The 18,815-nt window shown below is 72.2% G+C and carries 19 protein-coding genes and 1 pseudogene; 2 read left to right on the top strand and 18 right to left on the bottom strand.

Going from position 1 to position 18,815, the window contains the following annotated elements:
* Positions 1 to 8: 8 nt before the first annotated feature.
* From lepB to proS, 8 genes are all read right to left on the bottom strand, one after another.
* Positions 9 to 878: a signal peptidase I gene (lepB, locus tag ACTMS0_RS19150; protein ID WP_441156578.1), complete on the bottom strand. Its 870-nt coding sequence runs from the start codon at positions 876 to 878 to the stop codon at positions 9 to 11.
* A gap of 184 nt (positions 879 to 1,062) precedes the next feature.
* A complete protein-coding gene (gene rplS / locus ACTMS0_RS19145; RefSeq protein ID WP_441156577.1) occupies positions 1,063 to 1,419 on the bottom strand; it encodes a 50S ribosomal protein L19 in 357 nt (118 codons plus the stop codon).
* Positions 1,420 to 1,562: 143 nt separating this feature from the next.
* Positions 1,563 to 2,336: a tRNA (guanosine(37)-N1)-methyltransferase TrmD gene (trmD, locus tag ACTMS0_RS19140; protein ID WP_441156576.1), complete on the bottom strand. Its 774-nt coding sequence runs from the start codon at positions 2,334 to 2,336 to the stop codon at positions 1,563 to 1,565.
* Between the two features lie 72 nt (positions 2,337 to 2,408).
* Positions 2,409 to 2,948 (bottom strand): ribosome maturation factor RimM, encoded by a 540-nt coding sequence (gene rimM / locus ACTMS0_RS19135; protein ID WP_441156700.1) that lies wholly within the window; start codon positions 2,946 to 2,948, stop codon positions 2,409 to 2,411.
* Positions 2,949 to 2,950: 2 nt separating this feature from the next.
* The gene (locus tag ACTMS0_RS19130; RefSeq protein ID WP_441156575.1) at positions 2,951 to 3,211 is read right to left on the bottom strand and encodes an RNA-binding protein; all 261 of its coding nucleotides are present in this window, start codon (positions 3,209 to 3,211) and stop codon (positions 2,951 to 2,953) included.
* Positions 3,186 to 3,698, bottom strand: coding sequence for a 30S ribosomal protein S16 (gene rpsP, locus ACTMS0_RS19125; protein WP_441156574.1), 513 nt, complete (start codon positions 3,696 to 3,698; stop codon positions 3,186 to 3,188). Before rpsP ends, ACTMS0_RS19130 begins: the two co-directional genes overlap by 26 nt.
* A gap of 246 nt (positions 3,699 to 3,944) precedes the next feature.
* Positions 3,945 to 4,565: a DUF402 domain-containing protein gene (locus tag ACTMS0_RS19120; RefSeq protein WP_441156699.1), complete on the bottom strand. Its 621-nt coding sequence runs from the start codon at positions 4,563 to 4,565 to the stop codon at positions 3,945 to 3,947.
* A gap of 49 nt (positions 4,566 to 4,614) precedes the next feature.
* A complete protein-coding gene (proS, locus tag ACTMS0_RS19115) occupies positions 4,615 to 6,021 on the bottom strand; it encodes a proline--tRNA ligase (protein ID WP_441156573.1) in 1,407 nt (468 codons plus the stop codon).
* Positions 6,022 to 6,217: 196 nt separating this feature from the next.
* On the opposite strand from proS, the gene ACTMS0_RS19110 reads away from it, so the two are divergent.
* Complete coding sequence (locus tag ACTMS0_RS19110) at positions 6,218 to 6,814, top strand: TetR family transcriptional regulator (RefSeq protein ID WP_441156572.1); 597 nt, start codon at positions 6,218 to 6,220, stop codon at positions 6,812 to 6,814.
* Between the two features lie 67 nt (positions 6,815 to 6,881).
* Here the strand turns inward: ACTMS0_RS19110 and ACTMS0_RS19105 are convergent, their stop codons facing one another.
* From ACTMS0_RS19105 to ACTMS0_RS19090, 4 genes and pseudogenes are all read right to left on the bottom strand, one after another.
* Positions 6,882 to 7,961: an amidohydrolase family protein gene (locus ACTMS0_RS19105; protein ID WP_441156698.1), complete on the bottom strand. Its 1,080-nt coding sequence runs from the start codon at positions 7,959 to 7,961 to the stop codon at positions 6,882 to 6,884.
* Between the two features lie 162 nt (positions 7,962 to 8,123).
* A pseudogene (locus ACTMS0_RS19100) lies at positions 8,124 to 9,245 on the bottom strand (RNA-guided endonuclease InsQ/TnpB family protein); the annotation flags it as partial.
* Between the two features lie 61 nt (positions 9,246 to 9,306).
* Positions 9,307 to 9,843 (bottom strand): Uma2 family endonuclease, encoded by a 537-nt coding sequence (locus ACTMS0_RS19095; RefSeq protein WP_441156571.1) that lies wholly within the window; start codon positions 9,841 to 9,843, stop codon positions 9,307 to 9,309.
* A 71-nt stretch (positions 9,844 to 9,914) separates the two neighbouring features.
* The gene (locus ACTMS0_RS19090; protein WP_441156697.1) at positions 9,915 to 10,178 is read right to left on the bottom strand and encodes a hypothetical protein; all 264 of its coding nucleotides are present in this window, start codon (positions 10,176 to 10,178) and stop codon (positions 9,915 to 9,917) included.
* Between the two features lie 127 nt (positions 10,179 to 10,305).
* Between ACTMS0_RS19090 and ACTMS0_RS19085 the strand changes: the two genes are divergently transcribed.
* Complete coding sequence (locus ACTMS0_RS19085; protein WP_167999180.1) at positions 10,306 to 10,494, top strand: hypothetical protein; 189 nt, start codon at positions 10,306 to 10,308, stop codon at positions 10,492 to 10,494.
* A gap of 87 nt (positions 10,495 to 10,581) precedes the next feature.
* Here ACTMS0_RS19085 and ffh read toward each other — a convergent pair whose 3' ends face one another.
* The 6 genes from ffh to ftsY form a co-directional block, all read right to left on the bottom strand.
* Positions 10,582 to 12,135 carry a signal recognition particle protein gene (gene ffh / locus ACTMS0_RS19080; RefSeq protein ID WP_441156570.1) on the bottom strand — a complete coding sequence of 518 codons (1,554 nt, stop codon included), beginning with the start codon at positions 12,133 to 12,135 and terminating at the stop codon, positions 10,582 to 10,584.
* 203 nt (positions 12,136 to 12,338) lie between these two features.
* Positions 12,339 to 14,651: a [protein-PII] uridylyltransferase gene (locus tag ACTMS0_RS19075; RefSeq protein ID WP_441156569.1), complete on the bottom strand. Its 2,313-nt coding sequence runs from the start codon at positions 14,649 to 14,651 to the stop codon at positions 12,339 to 12,341.
* Positions 14,652 to 14,664: 13 nt separating this feature from the next.
* Positions 14,665 to 15,003 (bottom strand): P-II family nitrogen regulator, encoded by a 339-nt coding sequence (locus ACTMS0_RS19070; RefSeq protein WP_441156696.1) that lies wholly within the window; start codon positions 15,001 to 15,003, stop codon positions 14,665 to 14,667.
* A gap of 25 nt (positions 15,004 to 15,028) precedes the next feature.
* Positions 15,029 to 16,429 carry an ammonium transporter gene (locus ACTMS0_RS19065; protein ID WP_441156568.1) on the bottom strand — a complete coding sequence of 467 codons (1,401 nt, stop codon included), beginning with the start codon at positions 16,427 to 16,429 and terminating at the stop codon, positions 15,029 to 15,031.
* Between the two features lie 288 nt (positions 16,430 to 16,717).
* Positions 16,718 to 17,581, bottom strand: coding sequence for an aminoglycoside phosphotransferase family protein (locus ACTMS0_RS19060; protein ID WP_441156567.1), 864 nt, complete (start codon positions 17,579 to 17,581; stop codon positions 16,718 to 16,720).
* Positions 17,582 to 17,588: 7 nt separating this feature from the next.
* On the bottom strand, positions 17,589 to 18,767 hold the full coding sequence (gene ftsY, locus ACTMS0_RS19055; protein ID WP_441156566.1) for a signal recognition particle-docking protein FtsY: 1,179 nt from the start codon (positions 18,765 to 18,767) through the stop codon (positions 17,589 to 17,591).
* Positions 18,768 to 18,815: the final 48 nt, after the last annotated feature.

Below are 18,815 nucleotides of genomic sequence, written 5' to 3'. Positions count from 1 at the left end.
CAAGGAGCCTACGTTGCCCGGTCGAACGGCACCGTCCGGAACGCGCGAGAACGGAGCAGTGCCGCCGAGAGCGGGAGCAGCAGCACCACACCGCCGTCCGGAGTGGGCCGGACCGGCGCCGTGCCGGTCGACACGCCGGCCGGACCCGGGACGTTCGCGAAGGTCTCCGGAAGGGACAGCGAACTCCACCGCGACGACGGCCACACCACGCCGAAGGCCCGACCGACCACGTTCTCGATCGGTACCGGCCCCTGGCAGCGGGCGTCCTGGGAGACCAGCCGGTGGTCACCCATGACGAAGATCTGCCCGGGCGGGACCACGACCTCCTGGAAGCGGCGGGATCGGCACTCGCGCGGGTTCGGCGGGACGTCCAGCGGCGAGTCACGGACGACGTACGGCTCGTTCAGCGGCGTGCCGTTGACCAGCACCCGGCCCTGCGCGTCGCAGCAGCTCACCCGGTCGCCGGGCAGGCCGATGACCCGCTTGATGAAGTCCTTCTCGCCGGGCCGGCTCACCCCCACCAGGTCGCCGATCGTGGCGCCGAGCTTGCCGACGAAGCCGGGCTCGGGCTGCCCGTCGTCCTGCGGGGCCCAGCGGTCGGTGCCCCGGAAGACCACCACCTCGCCGCGCACCGGGTCCCGTACGTCGTAGACGACCTTGTTGACCAGCACCCGGTCACCGACGAGGAGCGTGTCCTCCATCGAGCCGGACGGGATGAAGAAGGCCTGGAGCAGGAAGGTGCGGATCAGCACCGCGAGGCAGAACGCGACGATCAGCAGCAGCGGCAGTTCCTGCCAGAGCGGCATCTGCCGGCGCGTGCGGCGGGTCCGTCGACGCCACGGATCGACCGTGCCGTCCTCGTTGAGCGTCTGCACCACGCCACTCCCCGGTCCGCAGAAATGACACTACCGCCCGGGAACCTCGTCGAGGCTCCCCGGGCGGCAGTGGACGTCTTCCCCGCCGCGGGGCGAGGGGCCGCCGTGCTGCGCCCGTACGACCAGGGTAGTGCCGTCTGATCGGTACGACATACGCGCAGCTCGGGCGGCGTGGCGCAGCGCGACGTCAGCTGGGCTGCTTCTCGCGCTTCTCCTTGATCTTGGCCTTCTTGCCGCGCAGCTCGCGCAGGTAGTAGAGCTTGGCGCGCCGGACGTCACCGCGGGTCACGACCTCGATGCGGTCGATGGCCGGGCTGTTGACCGGGTAGGTGCGCTCGACGCCCACGCCGAAGCTGACCTTGCGGACCGAGAAGGTCTCCCGCAGGCCGTCACCCTGGCGGCGGATGACGACGCCCTGGAAGATCTGGACCCGGGACCGGTTGCCCTCGATGACCCGCGCGTGCACCTTGACGGTGTCACCGGCGCGGAAGTCGGGGAGGTCGACCCGCTTGGACTGGGCGTCAAGGGCGTCCAGGATGTTCATCGCTGCGTCCTCGTGAGGCTCACGGCGCACCGTCAGTCGGTGCGCGAATGGGTGATTCTGATCCCCGGGTGGTGGCCGGTGGCGCCGACCCCGGTCGAGGACCCTCGCAGCCGCCCGCGGCGCGGCCGACTGCGGCAACCCCTCTACTTTGCCACATCCCCCGGCGGGGGCTGAAATCCGGCCCGCTCCAACGCGGCGGCGTCCCGCTTGTCGAGCATCGCCGGGTCGAGGGCGGCCAGCATGTCGGGGCGCCGGCCGGCGGTGCGGATCAACGCCTCGTCGCGCCGCCAGCGAGCGATGCGCCCGTGGTCGCCGGAGCGGAGCACCTCCGGCACGTCCAGGCCCCGCCAGGTCGCCGGCTTGGTGTACATCGGGGCCTCGAGCAGCCCGTGGGCGTGCGACTCCTCCTCCAGCGAGCTCACGTTGCCGAGCACGCCGGGCAGCAGCCGGGTGACCGCCTCCATGATCACCAGCACCGCGACCTCGCCGCCGAAGAGCACGTAGTCGCCGAGGGAGACCTCGGTCACCGGCATCCGGGTGGCGGCGTGGTCGAGCACCCGCTGGTCGATGCCCTCGTACCGGCCACAGGCGAAGAGCAGGTGCGGCTCGGCCGCCAGCTCGTGGGCCATCGCCTGGGTGAACGGCGCACCGGTCGGCGCGGGCACCAGCAGCCGGGGCGGGGGGAACTCCGGCGGGGCGAGCGCGTCCAGCGCCTCACCCCAGGGCTCCGGTCGCATGACCATGCCCGGCCCGCCGCCGTAGGGGGTGTCGTCGACCGTGCGGTGCACGTCGTGGGTCCAGGCCCGCAGATCGTGTACGGCCAGCCGCAGCGTGCCGTTGGCACGGGCCTTGCCGATCAGCGACAGGTCCAGTGGAGCGAAGTACTCCGGGAAGATCGACACGATGTCGACACGCATGCGGGACGCTCCAACAGCTTCCAGGCCGGACGGCCGGCGCGGCCGGCCCGCCACTCGGGCCGGCGGACCTGGTCAGAGGTCGAGCAGACCGCCGGGCGGGTCGACGACGACGCGACCGCCGGCGAGGTCGACCTCGGGGACGATCGCCTTGACGAACGGGATCAGTGCGTCCGGCCCGCCGGGGCGGCGCAGCACCAGGAGGTCGGACGCGGGCGCGTGGTCGATCCGCGCGACCTCACCCAGCCGCTCGCCGGCCGGGGTGACCACGGCCAGGCCGACCAGCTGGTGGTCGTGGAACTCCTCCGGATCCTCCGGCGGGGTGACGTCGGAGCTGTCCACCCCGACCAGGGTCCCGCGGAGCGCCTCGGCGACGTCACGTTCCAGCACGCCCTCGAACGCGACCAGCAGTCGCCCCTGGTGCCAGCGGGCCGCTTCGACGGTCAGTTCCTCGGGCACCCGGTAGGCACCGGGCTCGGTGGGCGCGTTCGCCCCCGGCATGGTGCGCAGCACCATGCCGGGGGCGAACCGTGCCTCGGGCTCGTCGGTCCGCACCTCCACGGTGACCTCACCGCGGATCCCGTGCGGTTTGCCGATCCTGCCGACGATGAGCAGCATCAGTACGAGTCGACGATGTCGACGCGTACGCCGCGGCCGCCGATGGAGCCGATCACCTGGCGCAGCGCCTTGGCGGTCCGGCCGGACCGCCCGATCACCGTGCCGAGATCCTCCGGGTGCACGCGGACCTCGAGCCGCTTGCCCCGGCGGGAGTCGACCAGCCGGACGCGGACGTCGTCGGGGTGGTCGACGATGCCCTTGACCAGGTGCTCCAACGCCGGACGCAGTTCCACGTCAGGCCTGCTCGCCGGAGTCAGCACCGGCCTGCTCCTCGGTCTTCGGCGCCTCGGCCTCGGCCGGAGCCTCAGCCTTGGCCGGAGCCTCAGCCTTGGCCGGAGCCTCAGCCTTGGCCGGAGCCTCAGCCTTGGCGGCCTTCTTGGCCGGCTTAGCCGGGGCCTCCGCCACGCCAGCGGCGGCCTTGGCCTCAGCCTCGTACGCCGCCTTACGGTCGGCCCGCTCGGGGGCGACCTTCAGCGGCTCGGGGGCCGGCAGTCCCTTGAACTTCTGCCAGTCACCGGTCTTCTCCAGCAGGCGCTGCACCGCCTCGCTCGGCTGCGCGCCCACGGAGAGCCAGTACTGCACCCGGTCCGACTTGACCTCGATTACCGAAGGGTCCTCCTTCGGCTGGTAGATCCCGACGAACTCGATCGCCCGGCCGTCGCGCTTGGTGCGCGAGTCGGCGACGACGATGCGGTACTGCGGGTTGCGGATCTTGCCCATCCGCAGGAGCCGGATCTTTACGGCCACAGTTCTTTCGCTCCTGTTGCGATCTCACCGGCCCGGAAAGGGCGGTGCACGGGTGAGCGCCAACCGGCACAGTGGGGTTGGGCCGGAGACTGCTCGGTGGACTGGCGCGGTGCCCGGGGTAGAGGGCGCCGGACACACGCCGGATACCAGCCAGCCATTCTGCCAGATCGGGTCGGTAACTCTCACACCGGACCGGCCCGGGTCACCCGCCGCCACCCGAAAGTGGCGGGAAACACAGCCGCGGCCTCAGCGCGCCGGGGGCCGGTCCCAGCCGGGCGGCAGGTCCGGCGGGGGCGTCCACTCCGCCGGGGGCGCGAAGTCACACCAGGTGCCGTCGAACGGGAACTCCCCCGCCTCGGCCTGCCGGATCACCCGCTCCCCCTCGGCCCGGACCGCCTTCTCGTCGGTCACCCAGTAGTGGTCGGGGAAGGCGAGTCGCTCGAGGAACTCGTCCTCGTCCTTCCACTCCCAGGTCAAGTCCGGGTGGACCACCACGTCGAGGTCCTGGTCCACCACGTCGACCCCGGCCAGGGCACCGTCGTCCCAGCGGACCCCAGGCTCCTCCAGGTTGACGTACCAGTTGGCGAAACGTCCCTGCGCGTTCCGGAACCACCACACCGAGTGGGCGGCGCCGGTGGGCAGGAACTTCAGCACCGGCGGCCCGTTCCAGCGGCCCCGCGCCAGGCGGTAGGACGAGGTGATCCACTCGGCGAACGGCACCGCCCGCATGCCCAGCCCCGCCTCGGTCACCTCGTGCGCCACCGGGGTGTCCCGGGCGACCCACAGCAGCAGACCCCGGTCGTCGTCGAGGACCACGCGGGCCGGCCGGACCCAGCCGATCCGGCCGTGCCGCACGTTGCGGTGCATGATCAGCCGGCCCGGCGCGAACCGGCCGACGGGACCGCCCGGCCGCACCTCAGTACGCGCGGGCCAGGATGGCGGTCAGGTCCGGCTCGTCCTCCGAGTCCGGCACCGAGCCGTCCGCGCGGACCAGGCAGCGCACGGTCACGCCCTGGGCGTTCGCCTCGGCCTCGCCCTGCACGCCGACCGCCGACCAGGGCACCCGGGCCCAGCCGCTGGCGGCCGCCTCGATCGCCTCGGCGAGCGTCGACACCTCGCGGGTGCGGGTCTCCCGGTTGGCGAGCGCCTGGTCGTGGAGCACCTTCTGGTCGGCGTCCAGGCCCGCGAGCACCGCGCCGACCACGTCCGCCACCGGCACCGGGGACTTCGAACCGTCCGTACGCCGGACCACGACCGCGTTGCCGGCGGCCAGGTCGCGGGGGCCGACCTCGACGCGTACCGGGTAGCCGCGCAGCTCGGCGTCGACGGCCCGGCGTCCGAACGGTGTGTCGGTGCGGTCGTCGAGCGCGACCCGGACACCGGCGTCGCGCAGCGCGTCGCGCAGCTTGGCCGCCGCCTCGCCGACCCCCTCGCCGTCCTTGACGATCATGACGTACGCCTGGATCGGCGCGAGCTTCGGCGGCACCCGCAGGCCGTTGTCGTCGCCGTGGCACATGATCAGGCCGCCGAGCATGCGGGTCGAGGTGCCCCACGAGGTGGTCCACGCGTGCTGCCGGCCACCCTCGGCCGAGGAGTAGCTGATGTCGAACGCCTTGGCGAAGTTCTGGCCCAGCTCGTGGCTGGTGCCCAGCTGGAGCGCCTTGCCGTCGCCCATCATGCCCTCGAGCGTGTACGTGGCGGTGGCGCCGGCGAACCGCTCCCGGGCGGTCTTCAGGCCCACCTGCACCGGGATGGCGAGCACGTTGACCATCAGGTCCTCGTACGCCTCGTGCAGGATCCGCCGGGCGTAGGCGCGGGCGTCCTCGCGGGTCGCGTGCGCGGTGTGGCCCTCCTGCCAGAGGAACTCGCTGGTGCGCAGGAAGATCCGGGGGCGCAGCTCCCAGCGGACGACGTTCGCCCACTGGTTGAGCAGCAGCGGCAGGTCCCGGTACGAGTCGACCCACTTGGCCATGAACTCGCCGATCACCGTCTCGCTGGTGGGGCGCACCACCACGGGCTCGGCGAGCTGCTTGCCGCCACCGTGGGTGACCACCGCGAGCTCCGGCGAGAAGCCCTCCACGTGCTCGGCCTCGCGCTTGAGGTAGCTCTCCGGGATGAAGAGCGGGAAGTACGCGTTCTCCGCGCCGGCCGCCTTGATGCGGGCGTCCATCTCGGCCTGCATCCGCTCCCAGATGGCGTAGCCGGCCGGTCGGATCACCATGGTCCCCCGGACCGGGCCGTTGTCGGCCAGCTTCGCCTTGGCGATCAGGTCCTGGTACCAGCGGGGGAAGTCCTCCGCACGGGGAGTGAGCACGCGCGCCATGACCGCACATCCTATGCGCCGTCGGGCCGGTGGCCGCCATCGGGCGGCCCGCGCCCGTCGCGCGTCGCCACCCGGCTGCCGCGCGGCCCGGGGCCGGTGTCCGGAGACCGTGCCCGGCCGCGCCCGGACCCCGGCCCACTCGGGCGAGTCTCCGGAGAGGCGAGTCTCCGGAAACAGGCCCTAGACTTCGACCATCATGGGTGAGTTGAGGGAGGCCACCCGGTTGCGCGACGGCATCGTCGACGCGGCGCGGGCGCTGACGATCGCGACCGGCTGGGACGGCGTGCGGATGGGCGCGGTCGCCGCCGCCGCCGGGGTGAGCCGGCAGACGGTCTACAACGAGTTCGGCACCAAGGCGGGGCTCGCCGAGGCACTGGCCCGGCGCGAGGTGGACCGGTTCGTGTCCGAGGTCCGCGCGGCGCTGACCGCGCACGGGGACGACCTGCGCGCCGCGACGTACGCGGCGATCCGGCACACGCTCGCCTCCGCGGCGGACAACCCGCTGGTCAAGGCGATCCTGACCAGTTCCCGGGGCGGCTCCGAGGAGCTGCTGCCGTACCTCACCACCCGAAGCGACCTGGTGCTCGCCGAGGCGTCCGCCGCACTGATCGAGTGGGCCGAGCGGCACCTTCCCGGTGCCGACCCGGCGGCCCTGGCCTTCGCCGCCGACTCCATCGTGCGGCTCGTGATCAGTCACATCGTGCTTCCCCAGGCGCCGGTCGACGAGACGGCCGAGGCGCTCACGCGCCTCGCCGTCCGCCTCTTCGGCACCGCCGTCGCACCGCTGTCCTGACACCGGGGTTCCCCCCGCCGGCCGGACCCGCGGCGCCGGCCGGCACCACTCGCGACGACAGCGGCCGTCAGCGGACGACGCGGCCGCGCAGGACGATCCGGGCGGGGGTACGGACCACGCGCAGGTCGCGGCGCGGGTCCTCGGAGTAGACGACCAGGTCCGCCAGGCCCCCCTCGACCAGACCGGGGAACCCGAGCCACTCGCGGGCACGCCACGAGGCGGCGGCGAGGACGTCCACGGGAGACATGCCCGCCCGCTCGTGCAGCAGCAGCATCTCCTCGGCGGCGAGGCCGTGGTTGATGCCGCCGCCGGCGTCCGTGCCGACGTAGATCGGCACGCCCGCCTCGTACGCGGCGCGCACCACCTCGGGGAATCGGTCGCGCAGGGCGAGCATGTGGTCGGCGTACCCGGGGAACCTCGCGCGGGCCTGGTCGGCGATCCCGCCGAAGGTCTGAATGTTGATCATCGTGGGCACGAGCGCGGTGCCCTGCCGGGCCATCAGGTCGATCAGGTCGAGGCTGAGGCCGGTGCCGTGCTCCACCGAGTCCACCCCGGCACGCACCATGATCTCGACGGCCGTCTCGGAGAAGGTGTGCACCGCGGCGCGTACCCCGGCGGCGTGCGCGGCCTCGACGGCCGTGGTCATGGCGTCCGCGTCCCAGGCCGGCGCCAGGTCGCCCACCCCGCGGTCGATCCAGTCGCCGACCAGCTTGACCCAGCCGTTGCCGGCCCGCGCCTGCTCGGCCACCGTCGCGGCCACCTCGGCCGCGCCGACCTCCACGCCGATGTCGCGCAGGTACCGCTTGGGCGGCGCGATGTGGCGGCCGGCCCGCGCCAGTCGCGGCAGGTCCGGCTCGTCGTCGAGTTCCGGGTACGGGTACGGCGAGCCCGCGTCGCGGATGGCGAGCACCCCGGCGTCGCGGTCGGTGCGGGCCAGCTCGCGGGCCTGGTCGAGCGAGGTGATCGGGGCGCCGCCGCGGGCGATGCCGATGTGGCAGTGCGCATCGGCCAGGCCGGGCAGCACGTAGCCGCCGTCGACGACCGTCTCCGCCCCCGGCACCGGGTCGAAGGTGACCCGGTCGCCGACCAGCCAGAGATCCCGGACCTCGTCGTCGGGCAGGAGCACACCGCGTACGTGCAGAGCCATGTGCTCGTTCCTACCGGTTGACGTCCTCCCCCCGTGAAGCGGGGGGACTCCCGTAGCTGAGGCAGGTAGCGCCGCCAGCCGTTCGGGGGGTTGACGCTTCACAGACCGCCCAACGGCGAGGTCTCCACGCCCTGCGACCGCACGCCCTGCGGCCAGGATGTTCTTGGCCGCGTTCACGTCGGCGTGCGCCTGATGCCCGCAGGCGACGCACCGGAACACCGCTTGGCTCTTGCGGGAGTCCGGAGCGACGTGCCCACAAGCGTGGCAAGTCTGCGACGTGTACGCGGGGTTGACCTTGACGACGGCCGCGCCGTGGTAGCGCGCCGAGTGTTCGAGCCGGAGCAGGAACCCACCCCAGCCTTTGGACAGAATGGCCCGGTTGAGTCCCGCCTTGGCTGCCACCCTGCGGCCGGGCCTCTCGACGGTGCCCTTCGCGCTAGCTGTCATCCTCTTGATCTGCAAGTCCTCAACAGCGACCAAGCCATGGCTGCGGACCAGCCGCACTGCGGTCTGCGCGGCGAAGTCGGTCCGGCGTGCCCGGATACGCGCGTGCAGTCGGGCGAGTTGGGCGCGCGCAGCGTCGCGGCGCCGGGATCGAGAGTTGCGACCATGTACCTGCCGCGACCGGGCTAGCCGCTGCTGCAACCTCCGAATCCGCTGTTGCTCTCCAGGGGTGACGAAGGCCCGGTCACACATCTCGCCGTCTGATGTGGCAACCGCGACCGCCACACCCCGGTCCACCCCGATCGGTGGTTTGCCGTTCGGGGCAGCCGTGGCGATGCCGTCCTCGACGCAGAATGAGATGTACCAGCGGCCGGCGTCCCGGCTGACGGTGGCGTTACGAATGACGCCGCTGAGCGGACGGGTCCACCGAAATCGCACCGGGCCGAACTTCGGCAATCGGACTTCGCCCCAGCGGCGATTGAGCTGGCGCACCACGATGTGATCCGGGTCGGGGAACCGGAAAGAGGGTGCGTTACGCAGCTTGGACCGCCACCGCACCCTCCACGTGCCGTGCATCCGGCACGCCCGGTCCAAGTCCCGCAAGGTCTGCTGCAGCGTGTGGGACGGTGCGTCTGCCAGCCACGCGCACGCGGGATCCTTCTTTGCCTCGGCCACTTGCCTTGCTTGCTCGACGTAGGAGATGAACGCCCCGCGGCGGCGGTACTCCCGCCGCTGCTCCAACGCCGTGTTCCACACCGCCCGGCAGATGGAGCCGACGCATTCGGCATAGGCGGCTTGCTCCTCGGCGAACGCCAGCAGGTAGCGGCGACCGGTTAGCATTCAACGGCCCTCCGCTCCTCGATGTACCGCTTCACGATGGGCTGTGTGCAAAGGCATCTGGTCACTCCGGGTCGGCGGCAAGGAGGTCGTTTCGCCGGGCGCTCAGCGTTGGGAGGTCAACGGAGACCTTCCACGGCCGCTCCGTGACGAACAGGTCCTCGGTGTGGGCGACCTGCTCGTACTCGCGGCCGGCGCCGAGCGCGTACTCGGTCAGCGTGACGCGCTCCTGGAGCGGGTCGACCACCCAGTACGACCGGACCCCGGCGTGCGCGTAGACCTTGGCCTTGTCGTAGAGGTCATGGAACCGGTCGTGCCCGGAGAGCAACTCGACGGCGAGGACGACCTCCGCGACCGGCACCGGCGACATGTCCGCGCAGCCGGCGCGCACGACCAGGAGGTCAGGTCGAAACTCGTGGCGTCGGTCGATCGCCACCGAGACATGCAGGGCCGGCAGGAGATCTCCGGGGCAGTGCTCGCTGACCGCTTGGAGGAGGCTCAGGCAGAGGTCTTGGTGCACCGGAGTCCATTCCAGCGTGACCAGGCGACCGGCGACCAGCTCGTACCGGACCTCCTCGGGCAGGTGCAGCAGATCAGTCACAATCCAGCTCGCGCCGCGCGACAGCACTCCATGCAGTCCCTTCCAACAACGGCCTGCCACGGCAGAACTCGTCAGGTGCGCCGTGCGGTCCAGGCCAGGAATCTGTCGAACAGTGCTTCGGGAGACGGGGCGGAGTTCGGATACAGCTTCGTCAAGTCGGCCGTGGCGTCGAACAACTGGCCAGCCATGTAGATCGACAACGCTACCCGATTCCCCTCGAATTGGGTCCGAAGCAACATCCGGACGACTGGGCACGGCCAAGCAGCCGTGCACACCCGGCAGAGCCACAGGGGCCGACTGGGTAAGTGTTGGTGTACCGGATCGAACGTTCGCAGCGGCTGGTCATGGACAGGCAATGCATCCGGCGTGGTCACCCCTCCATAGTTACGCTACCTGTTGTCATTGTCAACGGACTCCGTAGTTGCCGCTGTCACGGACTTATGTCGCTGTCATCGTCAACCCGTGGAGCTCGTCGGCGTGTCAGAGATTCGGGAAATGCTCGGTGGCGTGTCCCGGCAGCGCGCCTCCGTCATTGCCAATCAACGGAACTTCCCGGAGCCAATCGCCGTGTTGGCCATGGGGAAGGTGTGGCGGAAGTCCGACGTAGAGAAGTGGATTCGGCAGCACCGGCCAGACTTGGCGGAAGACTGAGGAGCCACGCCGGAGCCGGCCGTTGGTGCGGTCAGTTGGCTGGCAGCCCGCCCCGTGGTGGCGGGACGGGCTGCGCTGGCGAGGCGCTCAGCGGGGGCGCTTGTCCCCCTTGCCGAGCTTGTTGAAGTCGATCTTCGGGAGCTTGAAGCCCGGCGGCAGGCCCTGGCCGGCCAGGTCGTTCGGGTCCACGCCCGGGGGCAGCTGCGGCATGCCGCCAGGGAAGCCGCCCGGCATCCCGGCGCCGGTGCGCGGCCGGCCGCCACCGCCGCCCTTGGCGCCCTTGCGCTTGTTCTTCGGCGACTTGGTCGCCTTCCGGCGGCCGCCACCCGCCAGGCCCATCATGCCGCCCATCTGCTTCATCATCTTCTGCGCGTCGGCGAAGCGGTTGAGCAGCTGGTTGACGTCCATGACGGTGACGCCGGAGCCGTTGGCGATCCGGGCCCGCCGCGAGCCGTTGAGGATCTTCGGGTTGGTGCGCTCGGCCGGGGTCATCGACCGGATGATCGCGGTCACCCGGTCGAAGTGCTTGTCGTCCAGCTCGGCGAGCTGGTCCTTCATCTGCCCCATGCCGGGCATCATCGCCAGCACGTTGGCGATCGGGCCCATCCGCCGGACGGCGATGAGCTGGTCGAGGAAGTCCTCCAGGGTGAACTGCTCGCCGCCCATCAGCTTGGCGGTCATCTTCTCCTTCTGATCGGCGTCGAAGGCCTGTTCGGCCTGCTCGATCAGAGTGAGGACGTCGCCCATGCCGAGGATCCGGCTGGCCATCCGGTCGGGGTAGAAGACGTCGAAGTCCTCCAGCTTCTCGCCGGTGGACGCGAAGAGGATCGGCTGCCCGGTGACCTCCCGGACCGACAGGGCGGCACCACCGCGGGCGTCGCCGTCGAGCTTGGAGAGGACCACGCCGGTGATGCCCACGCCGTCGCGGAACGCCTCGGCGGTGCGGACCGCGTCCTGACCGACCATCGCGTCGATGACGAAGATGACCTCGTCCGGGTTGACCGCGTCGCGGATGTCGGCGGCCTGCTGCATCATCTCGGCGTCGATGCCGAGGCGGCCGGCCGTGTCGACGACGACGATGTCGCGGGCGGCCCGCTTGGCGTGCTCGATCGAGGCCCGGGCCACCTGCACCGGGTCGCCGACGCCATTGCCGGGCTCCGGGGCGTACACCTCGACGCCGGCGCGGCCACCGAGCACCTGGAGCTGCCCGACGGCGTTGGGACGCTGGAGGTCGGCGGCGACCAGCAGCGGCTGGTGGCCCTGGGCCTTGAGCCAGCGGGCCAGCTTGCCGGCGAGCGTGGTCTTACCGGAACCCTGGAGGCCGGCGAGCATGATCACGGTCGGCGGTTGCTTGGCGAACTGGAGCCGCCGCCCCTCGCCACCGAGGACGTTGATCAGCTCGTCGTTGACGATCTTGATGATCTGCTGGGCGGGGTTGAGGGCCTGGGAGACCTCGGCGCCACGCGCCCGCTCCTTGACGTTCGCGATGAAGCCCTTGACCACCGGCAGCGCGACGTCCGCCTCCAGCAGCGCGAGGCGGATCTCGCGCGCGGTGGCGTCGATGTCGGCGTCGGTGAGCCGACCCTTGCCGCGGAGCTTGGTGAAGATCCCGGACAGGCGGTCACTCAAGGTGTCAAACACGCGAACATCCCGTTTGTCAGTGTTCCGGCGGGCACGAGCAGGGCCGGGCGAGCCGTCCGGCCACCGCTAGGGTATCCGGCCCGCCGGACCCCCGCTCCAGGCCGCCGGGCGTTGGGGGTCGCGGGCCGCGGCATCGGGGGGTGTCGGGGCGCGGTGCCACCGGGAGCTGCCGCATGTCGCGCCGCCGCGGTCGCACCTGCTCGTCACACCGCCGCCAGGACGGCGGATTCCACCCGGGCCCGGGTGACGTCGTCGGGCCAGCCGCCGACGAGGTAGAAGGCGTCCACCACGTCCGCGCCGAGGGTGGAGATCCGGGCGGCCCGGACCTGGGCGCCCGCCTCGTCGAGGGCGCACGTCACGCGGTAGAGCAGGCCGGCCGCGTCCGCGGCCCGCAACTCCAGCACCACCGCGTCGGTCGCCGCCTCCCGGTGCCACACGACCCGGGGCGCCGCACCCGCACCGCGGGCGGCGAGAGCCCTCCCCCGCAGGCGCTGAGTCACCGACACGTCGCCGGTCACGGCCCGGCGCAGGTCGGCCGTCAGCGCGATCGGGTCCGGCGCGAGGCCGTACCGGGGCTGGACGCGGCACTCCACCAGCGCACGCCCGTCGACCGTGGAGGCGTCGGCGGAGATCACCTCGAGCCGGTGCAGGGCCAGGCAGCCGGCCACCGTCGCGAGCAGGCCCCGCCGGTCCGCCGCGGCCACCGCCACCCGGTCCCCCGTCTGGTGTACGACCGGCAGCGGGCCGGCCAGCAGCGCCGGGTCGGGTGCGGGCGGCTCGGGCAGCACACCCGTGTCCAGCGTGGTACGGACCCGGGCGACCAGTTCGGCCACCAGCCGCCCCTTCCAGTCCGACCAGGCAGCCGGCCCGGTCGCCGCCGCGTCGGCCCGGACCAGGGCGTGCAGCAGGTCGAGGGTGGTGGTGTCGCCGACCTTCCCGGCCACCCCGGCGATCGTCTTCGGGTCGGCGAGATCCCGGCGGGTCGCCACGTCCGGCAGGAGCAGGTGCAGCCGGACCAGCCTGCCGATCAGCGTCACCTCGTGCTCCGGCAACCCGATCCGGGTGGCCACCGCCTCGGCGAGCGGCGCGCCCACCACGCTGTGGTCGCCCCCGAGCCCCTTTCCCGCGTCGTGCAGCAGGGCGCCGAGCAGCAGCAGGTCGGGCCGGTCGACCTCGCGGGTGTGCCGGCTGGCCTCGTACGCGGTCTGCACCAGGTGCCGGTCGAGCGTGAACCGGTGCACCGGGTTGTGCTGCGGCAGGCTGCGCATCCGGGTCCACTCGGGCAGCCAGCCGTCGACCAGCCCGTACCGGTCGCAGGTCTCCCACGCCGGCACCAGGCCGGGACCGGCGCCGAGCAGGGTGATCAGCGCGGCGCGCGCCTCGGCCGGCCACGGCGCCGGCAGCGACGGGCAGTACGCGGCCAGCCACTCGCAGGTGGCCCGGGCGATCGGCAGCCGGGTGGTGGCCGCCGCGGCGGCGACCCGCAGCGACAGGCTCGGGTCCGGGCGCGCCCCGATCGCGGTCCGCGCGAGCACCAGCTCGCCGTCGTGCTCCACCACGTCCCGGGCGACCGGGCGGCGGAGCGGGCGGCCGTCGACGCCGCGGCGACGGCCGGCGCGGAGACGGTCGGTGGCCCGGAAGGCGTCGTCCAGGGCGTGGCTGACCGTCCGGGCGTCGCCCGCGACCCGGCGCAGCAGCGCGTCGCCCTCGTCGACGGCGCCCGGCCCCGCGTCGGCCGGGAGCTGCCGCAGCCCGAGCAGGGCGGCGACACCGTCGCGTTCCTGGGCGAGGAGCCGGTCCACCCGGCGGCCGACCTGGGTGTGCAGGGCGTCCCGCGTGTCGAGCAGCCGCAGGTGGGCGGCCCGGACCGCGGGGCGCAGCGCGTCGGTGATGCCCGCGATGGCGATGGCACGGAGGATGCCCACGTCCCGCAGGCCGCCGGCGGCCTCCTTGAGGTCGCCTTCGAGGAGGAAGGCCAGCTCACCGTGTGTCTCCCAGCGGGCCGCGGTGATCTCCCGCAGCCCGGGGAGCTGCCGCACGGCGGTGCGCCGCCAGTGGTCGGTGCCCGTACGGATCAGCTGCTCGGCGAGCGCCGCGTCGCCCGCGACGTGGCGGGCGTCGAGCAGCCCGAGCGCCACCTTGACGTCGTCCTGGGCGACCGAGAGCGCCTCGGCGACCGTCCGCACCGAGTGGTCGAGCCGAAGCCCGGCGTCCCAGACCGGGTACCAGATCCCGGCGGCCAGGTCGTCCACGCCGGGCACCCCCGCGTGGAGCAGCAGCAGGTCGAGGTCCCCGTACGGGGCGCACTGCCGCCGCCCGAGCCCGCCAACGGCGACGAGTGCGACCCCCTCGCGGGCCGGCAGCAGCGTCCGCAGCCAGGCGTCGAGCGCGTCGGCGCGGGCGGCCCGCGCCGACGCGCCGATGCCACCGGGTACGCCGACGACCCCGTCGACCACTCCGCCCGCGTCGCCGTTGCCGGGCTGTCCTGACGCGGTGGTCGTGGTCGACGAGGTCATCGAGCGGTCTCTCCTACAGGGCGTCGAGGCCGCGCTCGCCGGTGCGGACCCGGACGACCTCCTCGACCCCGGTGACCCACACCTTGCCGTCGCCGATCTTGCCGGTCCGGGCGGCGGCCACGATGGCGTCGACGATCTTCTCGACGTCGATCTCGTCGGTGAGCACCTCGACCTTGATCTTCGGCAGGAACTCGACCGTGTACTCGGCACCCCGGTAGACCTCGGTGTGCCCCTTCTGCCGGCCGTAGCCCTGGACCTCGCTGACGGTCAGGCCGGCCACGCCCAGGGCGTGCAGGGCCTCCTTCACCGCGTCCAGCTGGTACGGCTTGATGACCGCGGTCACCAGCTTCATGTCCAACCCCTCCATCCCAGGAACGTTAACCGGCGACCTTCTCGTTGACCGGCCCGGCGCCGGACTCGGCCGGCACCGCCGGCTCGTCCGCCGCCTTGCCACCCGGGGTGAGCCCCGCCATCGCGAACGCCCCGCCGGAGCTGCTGCCCGTGGTCGGCGAGAGGTCGTACGCGCTCTCCGCGTGCTCGGCGACGTCGATGCCGGCGACCTCGTCCTCGGCGTCGGCACGCAGGCCGATGATCGCCTTGACCGCGAGGGCGATGAGCGCCGCCACGGCGAACGAGTACACCGACACGATGCCGCTGCCCAGCGCCTGCCGTCCGAGCTGGGTCAGCCCGCCCCCGTAGAACAGGCCCTCGCTGCCGCCGAGGCCCTCGATCGCCGAGTTCACCTGGAGGGTGGCGAAGAAGCCGATGGAGAGCGACCCGATCCAGCCGGCCACGAAGTGCACGCCCACCACGTCGAGGGAGTCGTCGAAGCCGAGCTTGTACTTGAGGCTCACCGCCCAGGCGCAGACCGCACCGGCGATCAGGCCGAGCAGCACGGCCGGCAGCGGGGCGATGAAGCCGCAGGCCGGGGTGATGGCGACCAGGCCGGCGATCGCACCGGAGGAGGCGCCGACCAGCGTCGGCTTCCCGTTGCGCAGCCACTCCACCACGATCCAGCCGAGCACGCCGGCGGCCGTGGCCACCTGGGTGTTGACGAAAGCCACCGCCGTGGTGCCGTCGACGGTCAGCTCGCTGCCGGCGTTGAAACCGAACCAGCCGAACCAGAGCAGGCCGGCGCCGAGCGCCACCAGCGGCACGTTGTGCGGCTTGAAGCTCTCCTTCGGCCAGCCGATCCGCTTGCCGAGCACCAGGACCAGGCCGAGCGCGGCCGCACCGGCGTTGATGTGCACCGCCGTGCCGCCCGCGAAGTCGAGGGCCTTGATCTTGGCGCCGATGAAGCCGCCACCCCACACCCAGTGCGCCACCGGGATGTAGACCAGGGTGAACCAGGCGAACGCGAAGAGCAGCCAGCCGGAGAACTTCAACCGGTCGGAGACCGCGCCGCTGATCAGGGCCACCGTGATGACGGCGAACATCATCTGGAAGACCATGAAGACGTACGTCGGGATGCCCGTGCTCGCACCGAGGAAGAGCCACTCCTCGCCGATGAAGCTGGTCTCGGTGCCGAGGTACTGGGTGAAGCTGCCGATCACGTTGTTCAGGCCGGCGTTGTCGTTGACGCCGAACGCGAGGGTGAAGCCGTAGATGACCCAAAGAACAGAGATGAGCCCGATCGCGGAGAAGCTCATCATCATCATGTTGAGCACGCCCTTGGACCGGTTCAGACCGCCGTAGAACAGGGCCAGACCCGGCGTCATGAGCAGCACGAGCGCAGACGACAAGAGCAACCAGGCGGTGTTGCCGGTGTTGATCTCCACGCTGCCTCCTCTCGGTGTGGAAGTCCTCCCTCCGACTGAGACCTGGCAGCATCGCCCGTCAGCCGGTTGCGCGGAAGCTTTGTCCCCGGCTGTTTCACCCAAGGTCCCCGACCGGTTTCCGGTCGATGACGGCTTGTTTCGGACGTGTGAAGAAACGCGCACAACCGCCGGCATGGACCGGGGTGGATCGGCCGTCCGGACGGGCGTCGATGGTTGTCCGCCGGTGCGGCGCCGCCGGTCGCCGCCCCGGGCCCGCCGCAGCCGGGCCTGGTCTTGTGACCCAGGCCGCTAGTGCAGGGCGGCCTCCAGGGCCTGCCGCTCGTAGTCGAGCAGCCGCAGGTCCCGCATCGGCCGGCGCAGGTGGCCCTTGTGCACGATCCGCACGAAGGCCGGCTCACCGGCGGCGGCCATCCGCCGGATGCCCTCCACGTGGTCGACGATCCGCTTCCGGATGGTGCGGATCAGCCGGTGCCGGTCACGCGGGATGAGCCCGTACGCGTCGGCGAAGAGCCGCAGGCGGCGCGGCCGGTCGGGGCGCTTCCAGCCGAGCGTGATCGAGTCCCGGTCGGAGAAGATCGGCACCCAGGTCCAGGCCGCGTACGCCACGTCGTAGATGCGCGCGCCCGGCGAGGCGAGGTCGAAGTCGATCAGCCCGAGGGTGCCGTCCGGACGCCAGATGACGTTGTGCGGGGCGGCGTCGTGGTGGCAGATCACCTCGGTGTCCGGCGGCGGGGGCCCGAACGAGCGCCACACCGCCCCCGGCGGGGGGACGAAGCCGTACTGCGCGTCGTGGAACATGCGCAGCATCGTGGCCACCGTCACCAGCGCCTCGTCGGTGACCCAGTGCGGGGCCAGCGGGTACTCGCCGCACTCCCCCTCCAGGTACGACAGCACCTCCCGGTTGCGCTCGTCCATGCCGAGCGCGCGGGGGGCTCCGGTGAACCCCACGTACTCCAGGTGCCGCAGCAGGGCGTGCACCGAGGGCGTCCACGGGCCGGCATTGCGCCGTACCGTGTCCCCGACCCGGACCACGGTGCTGACGTTCCCGCCGTGCAGCGGGATCTCCTGCGAAGTCACGTACGGTCTCCCGAGGCGGGGTGCCGGGTGGTCGGGGTCGCGCCACCCGACGTAGGCGCGATCGTCGGTCGTCACTGCGAGATTACGCGTCCCGTCCGGGGGCCTCGGTGCCCAGCAGCGCGTCGACGAACTGCGCGGGGTCGAACGGCGCCAGGTCGTCCTTGCCCTCGCCCAGCCCGACGAGCTTCACCGGGATGCCCAGCTTGCGTTGCACGGCGATCACGATGCCGCCCTTGGCGGTGCCGTCGAGCTTGGTGAGCGCCACGCCGGTCACGTTGACCACCTCGGTGAACACCCGCGCCTGCTCCAGGCCGTTCTGGCCGGTGGTGGCGTCGAGGATCAGCAGTGTCTCGTCGATCGGGCCGTGCTTCTCCACCACCCGCTTGACCTTGCCGAGCTCGTCCATCAGGCCGACCTTGTTCTGCAGGCGGCCGGCGGTGTCGATCAGGACGGTGTCCACGCCGGTCTCGATGCCGCGTTTGACCGCGTCGAAGGCCACGCTGGCCGGGTCGGCGCCCTCCGGGCCGCGGACGGTCTCGGCGCCCACCCGACCGGCCCAGGTCTCCAGTTGGTCGGCCGCGGCGGCGCGGAACGTGTCGGCCGCGCCGAGGATCACGCTGCGGCCGTCCGCCACCAGCACCCGGGCGATCTTGCCGCAGGTGGTGGTCTTGCCGGCGCCGTTGACGCCGACCACCAGCAGCACGGCGGGCACCCCCTCCTTGGGAGCGGTGTTCAGGGACCGGTCCAGGGTCGGGTCCAGGGCGTTGACCAGCTCGGCGGCGAGCAGCGCGCGCAGCTCGGTGGCGGACCGGGTGCCGAGCACCCGGGTGCGCTCGCGCAGCCGGTCGACGATCTCCCGGGTGGCGTCGACGCCGACGTCCGCGGTGATCAGGCTGTCCTCGATCTCCTCCCAGGTGTCCTCGTCGAGGTGGTCGCGGCTCAGCAGACCGAGCAGGCCCTTGCCGAAGACGTTCTGCGAGCGGGACAGCCGGGACCGCAGCCGGACCAGCCGGCCGGCGGTCGGCTCGGGCACCTCCACCGGGGGCGCCTCCACCACCGGCGGCTCGACCAGGATGCCGGTGGACACCTCCGCCTCGGGCGCCTGGACGGGCGGCCCGGCGAGATCCTCCTCGGCGCGGGTCTCGACCTCCGTCGGCAGCGGCGGCTCGGGGCGCCGCCGCAGCTTCGGCACCACCAGCCCGAGGGCACCGAGGATCAGCACGCCGAGCAGAGCGAGTGCGATGAGGAGGTATTCCGTCATGCCGAAATCCTGTCAGACGTCGGCCACGGCGTCTTCACCACCGCACCC

It is taken from the genome of Micromonospora sp. H33 (assembly GCF_052068455.1).
Lineage (GTDB): Bacteria > Actinomycetota > Actinomycetes > Mycobacteriales > Micromonosporaceae > Micromonospora.
The sequence above is the reverse complement of the archived record's forward strand: the minus strand, read 5'-3'. Positions and strand labels throughout refer to the sequence as shown.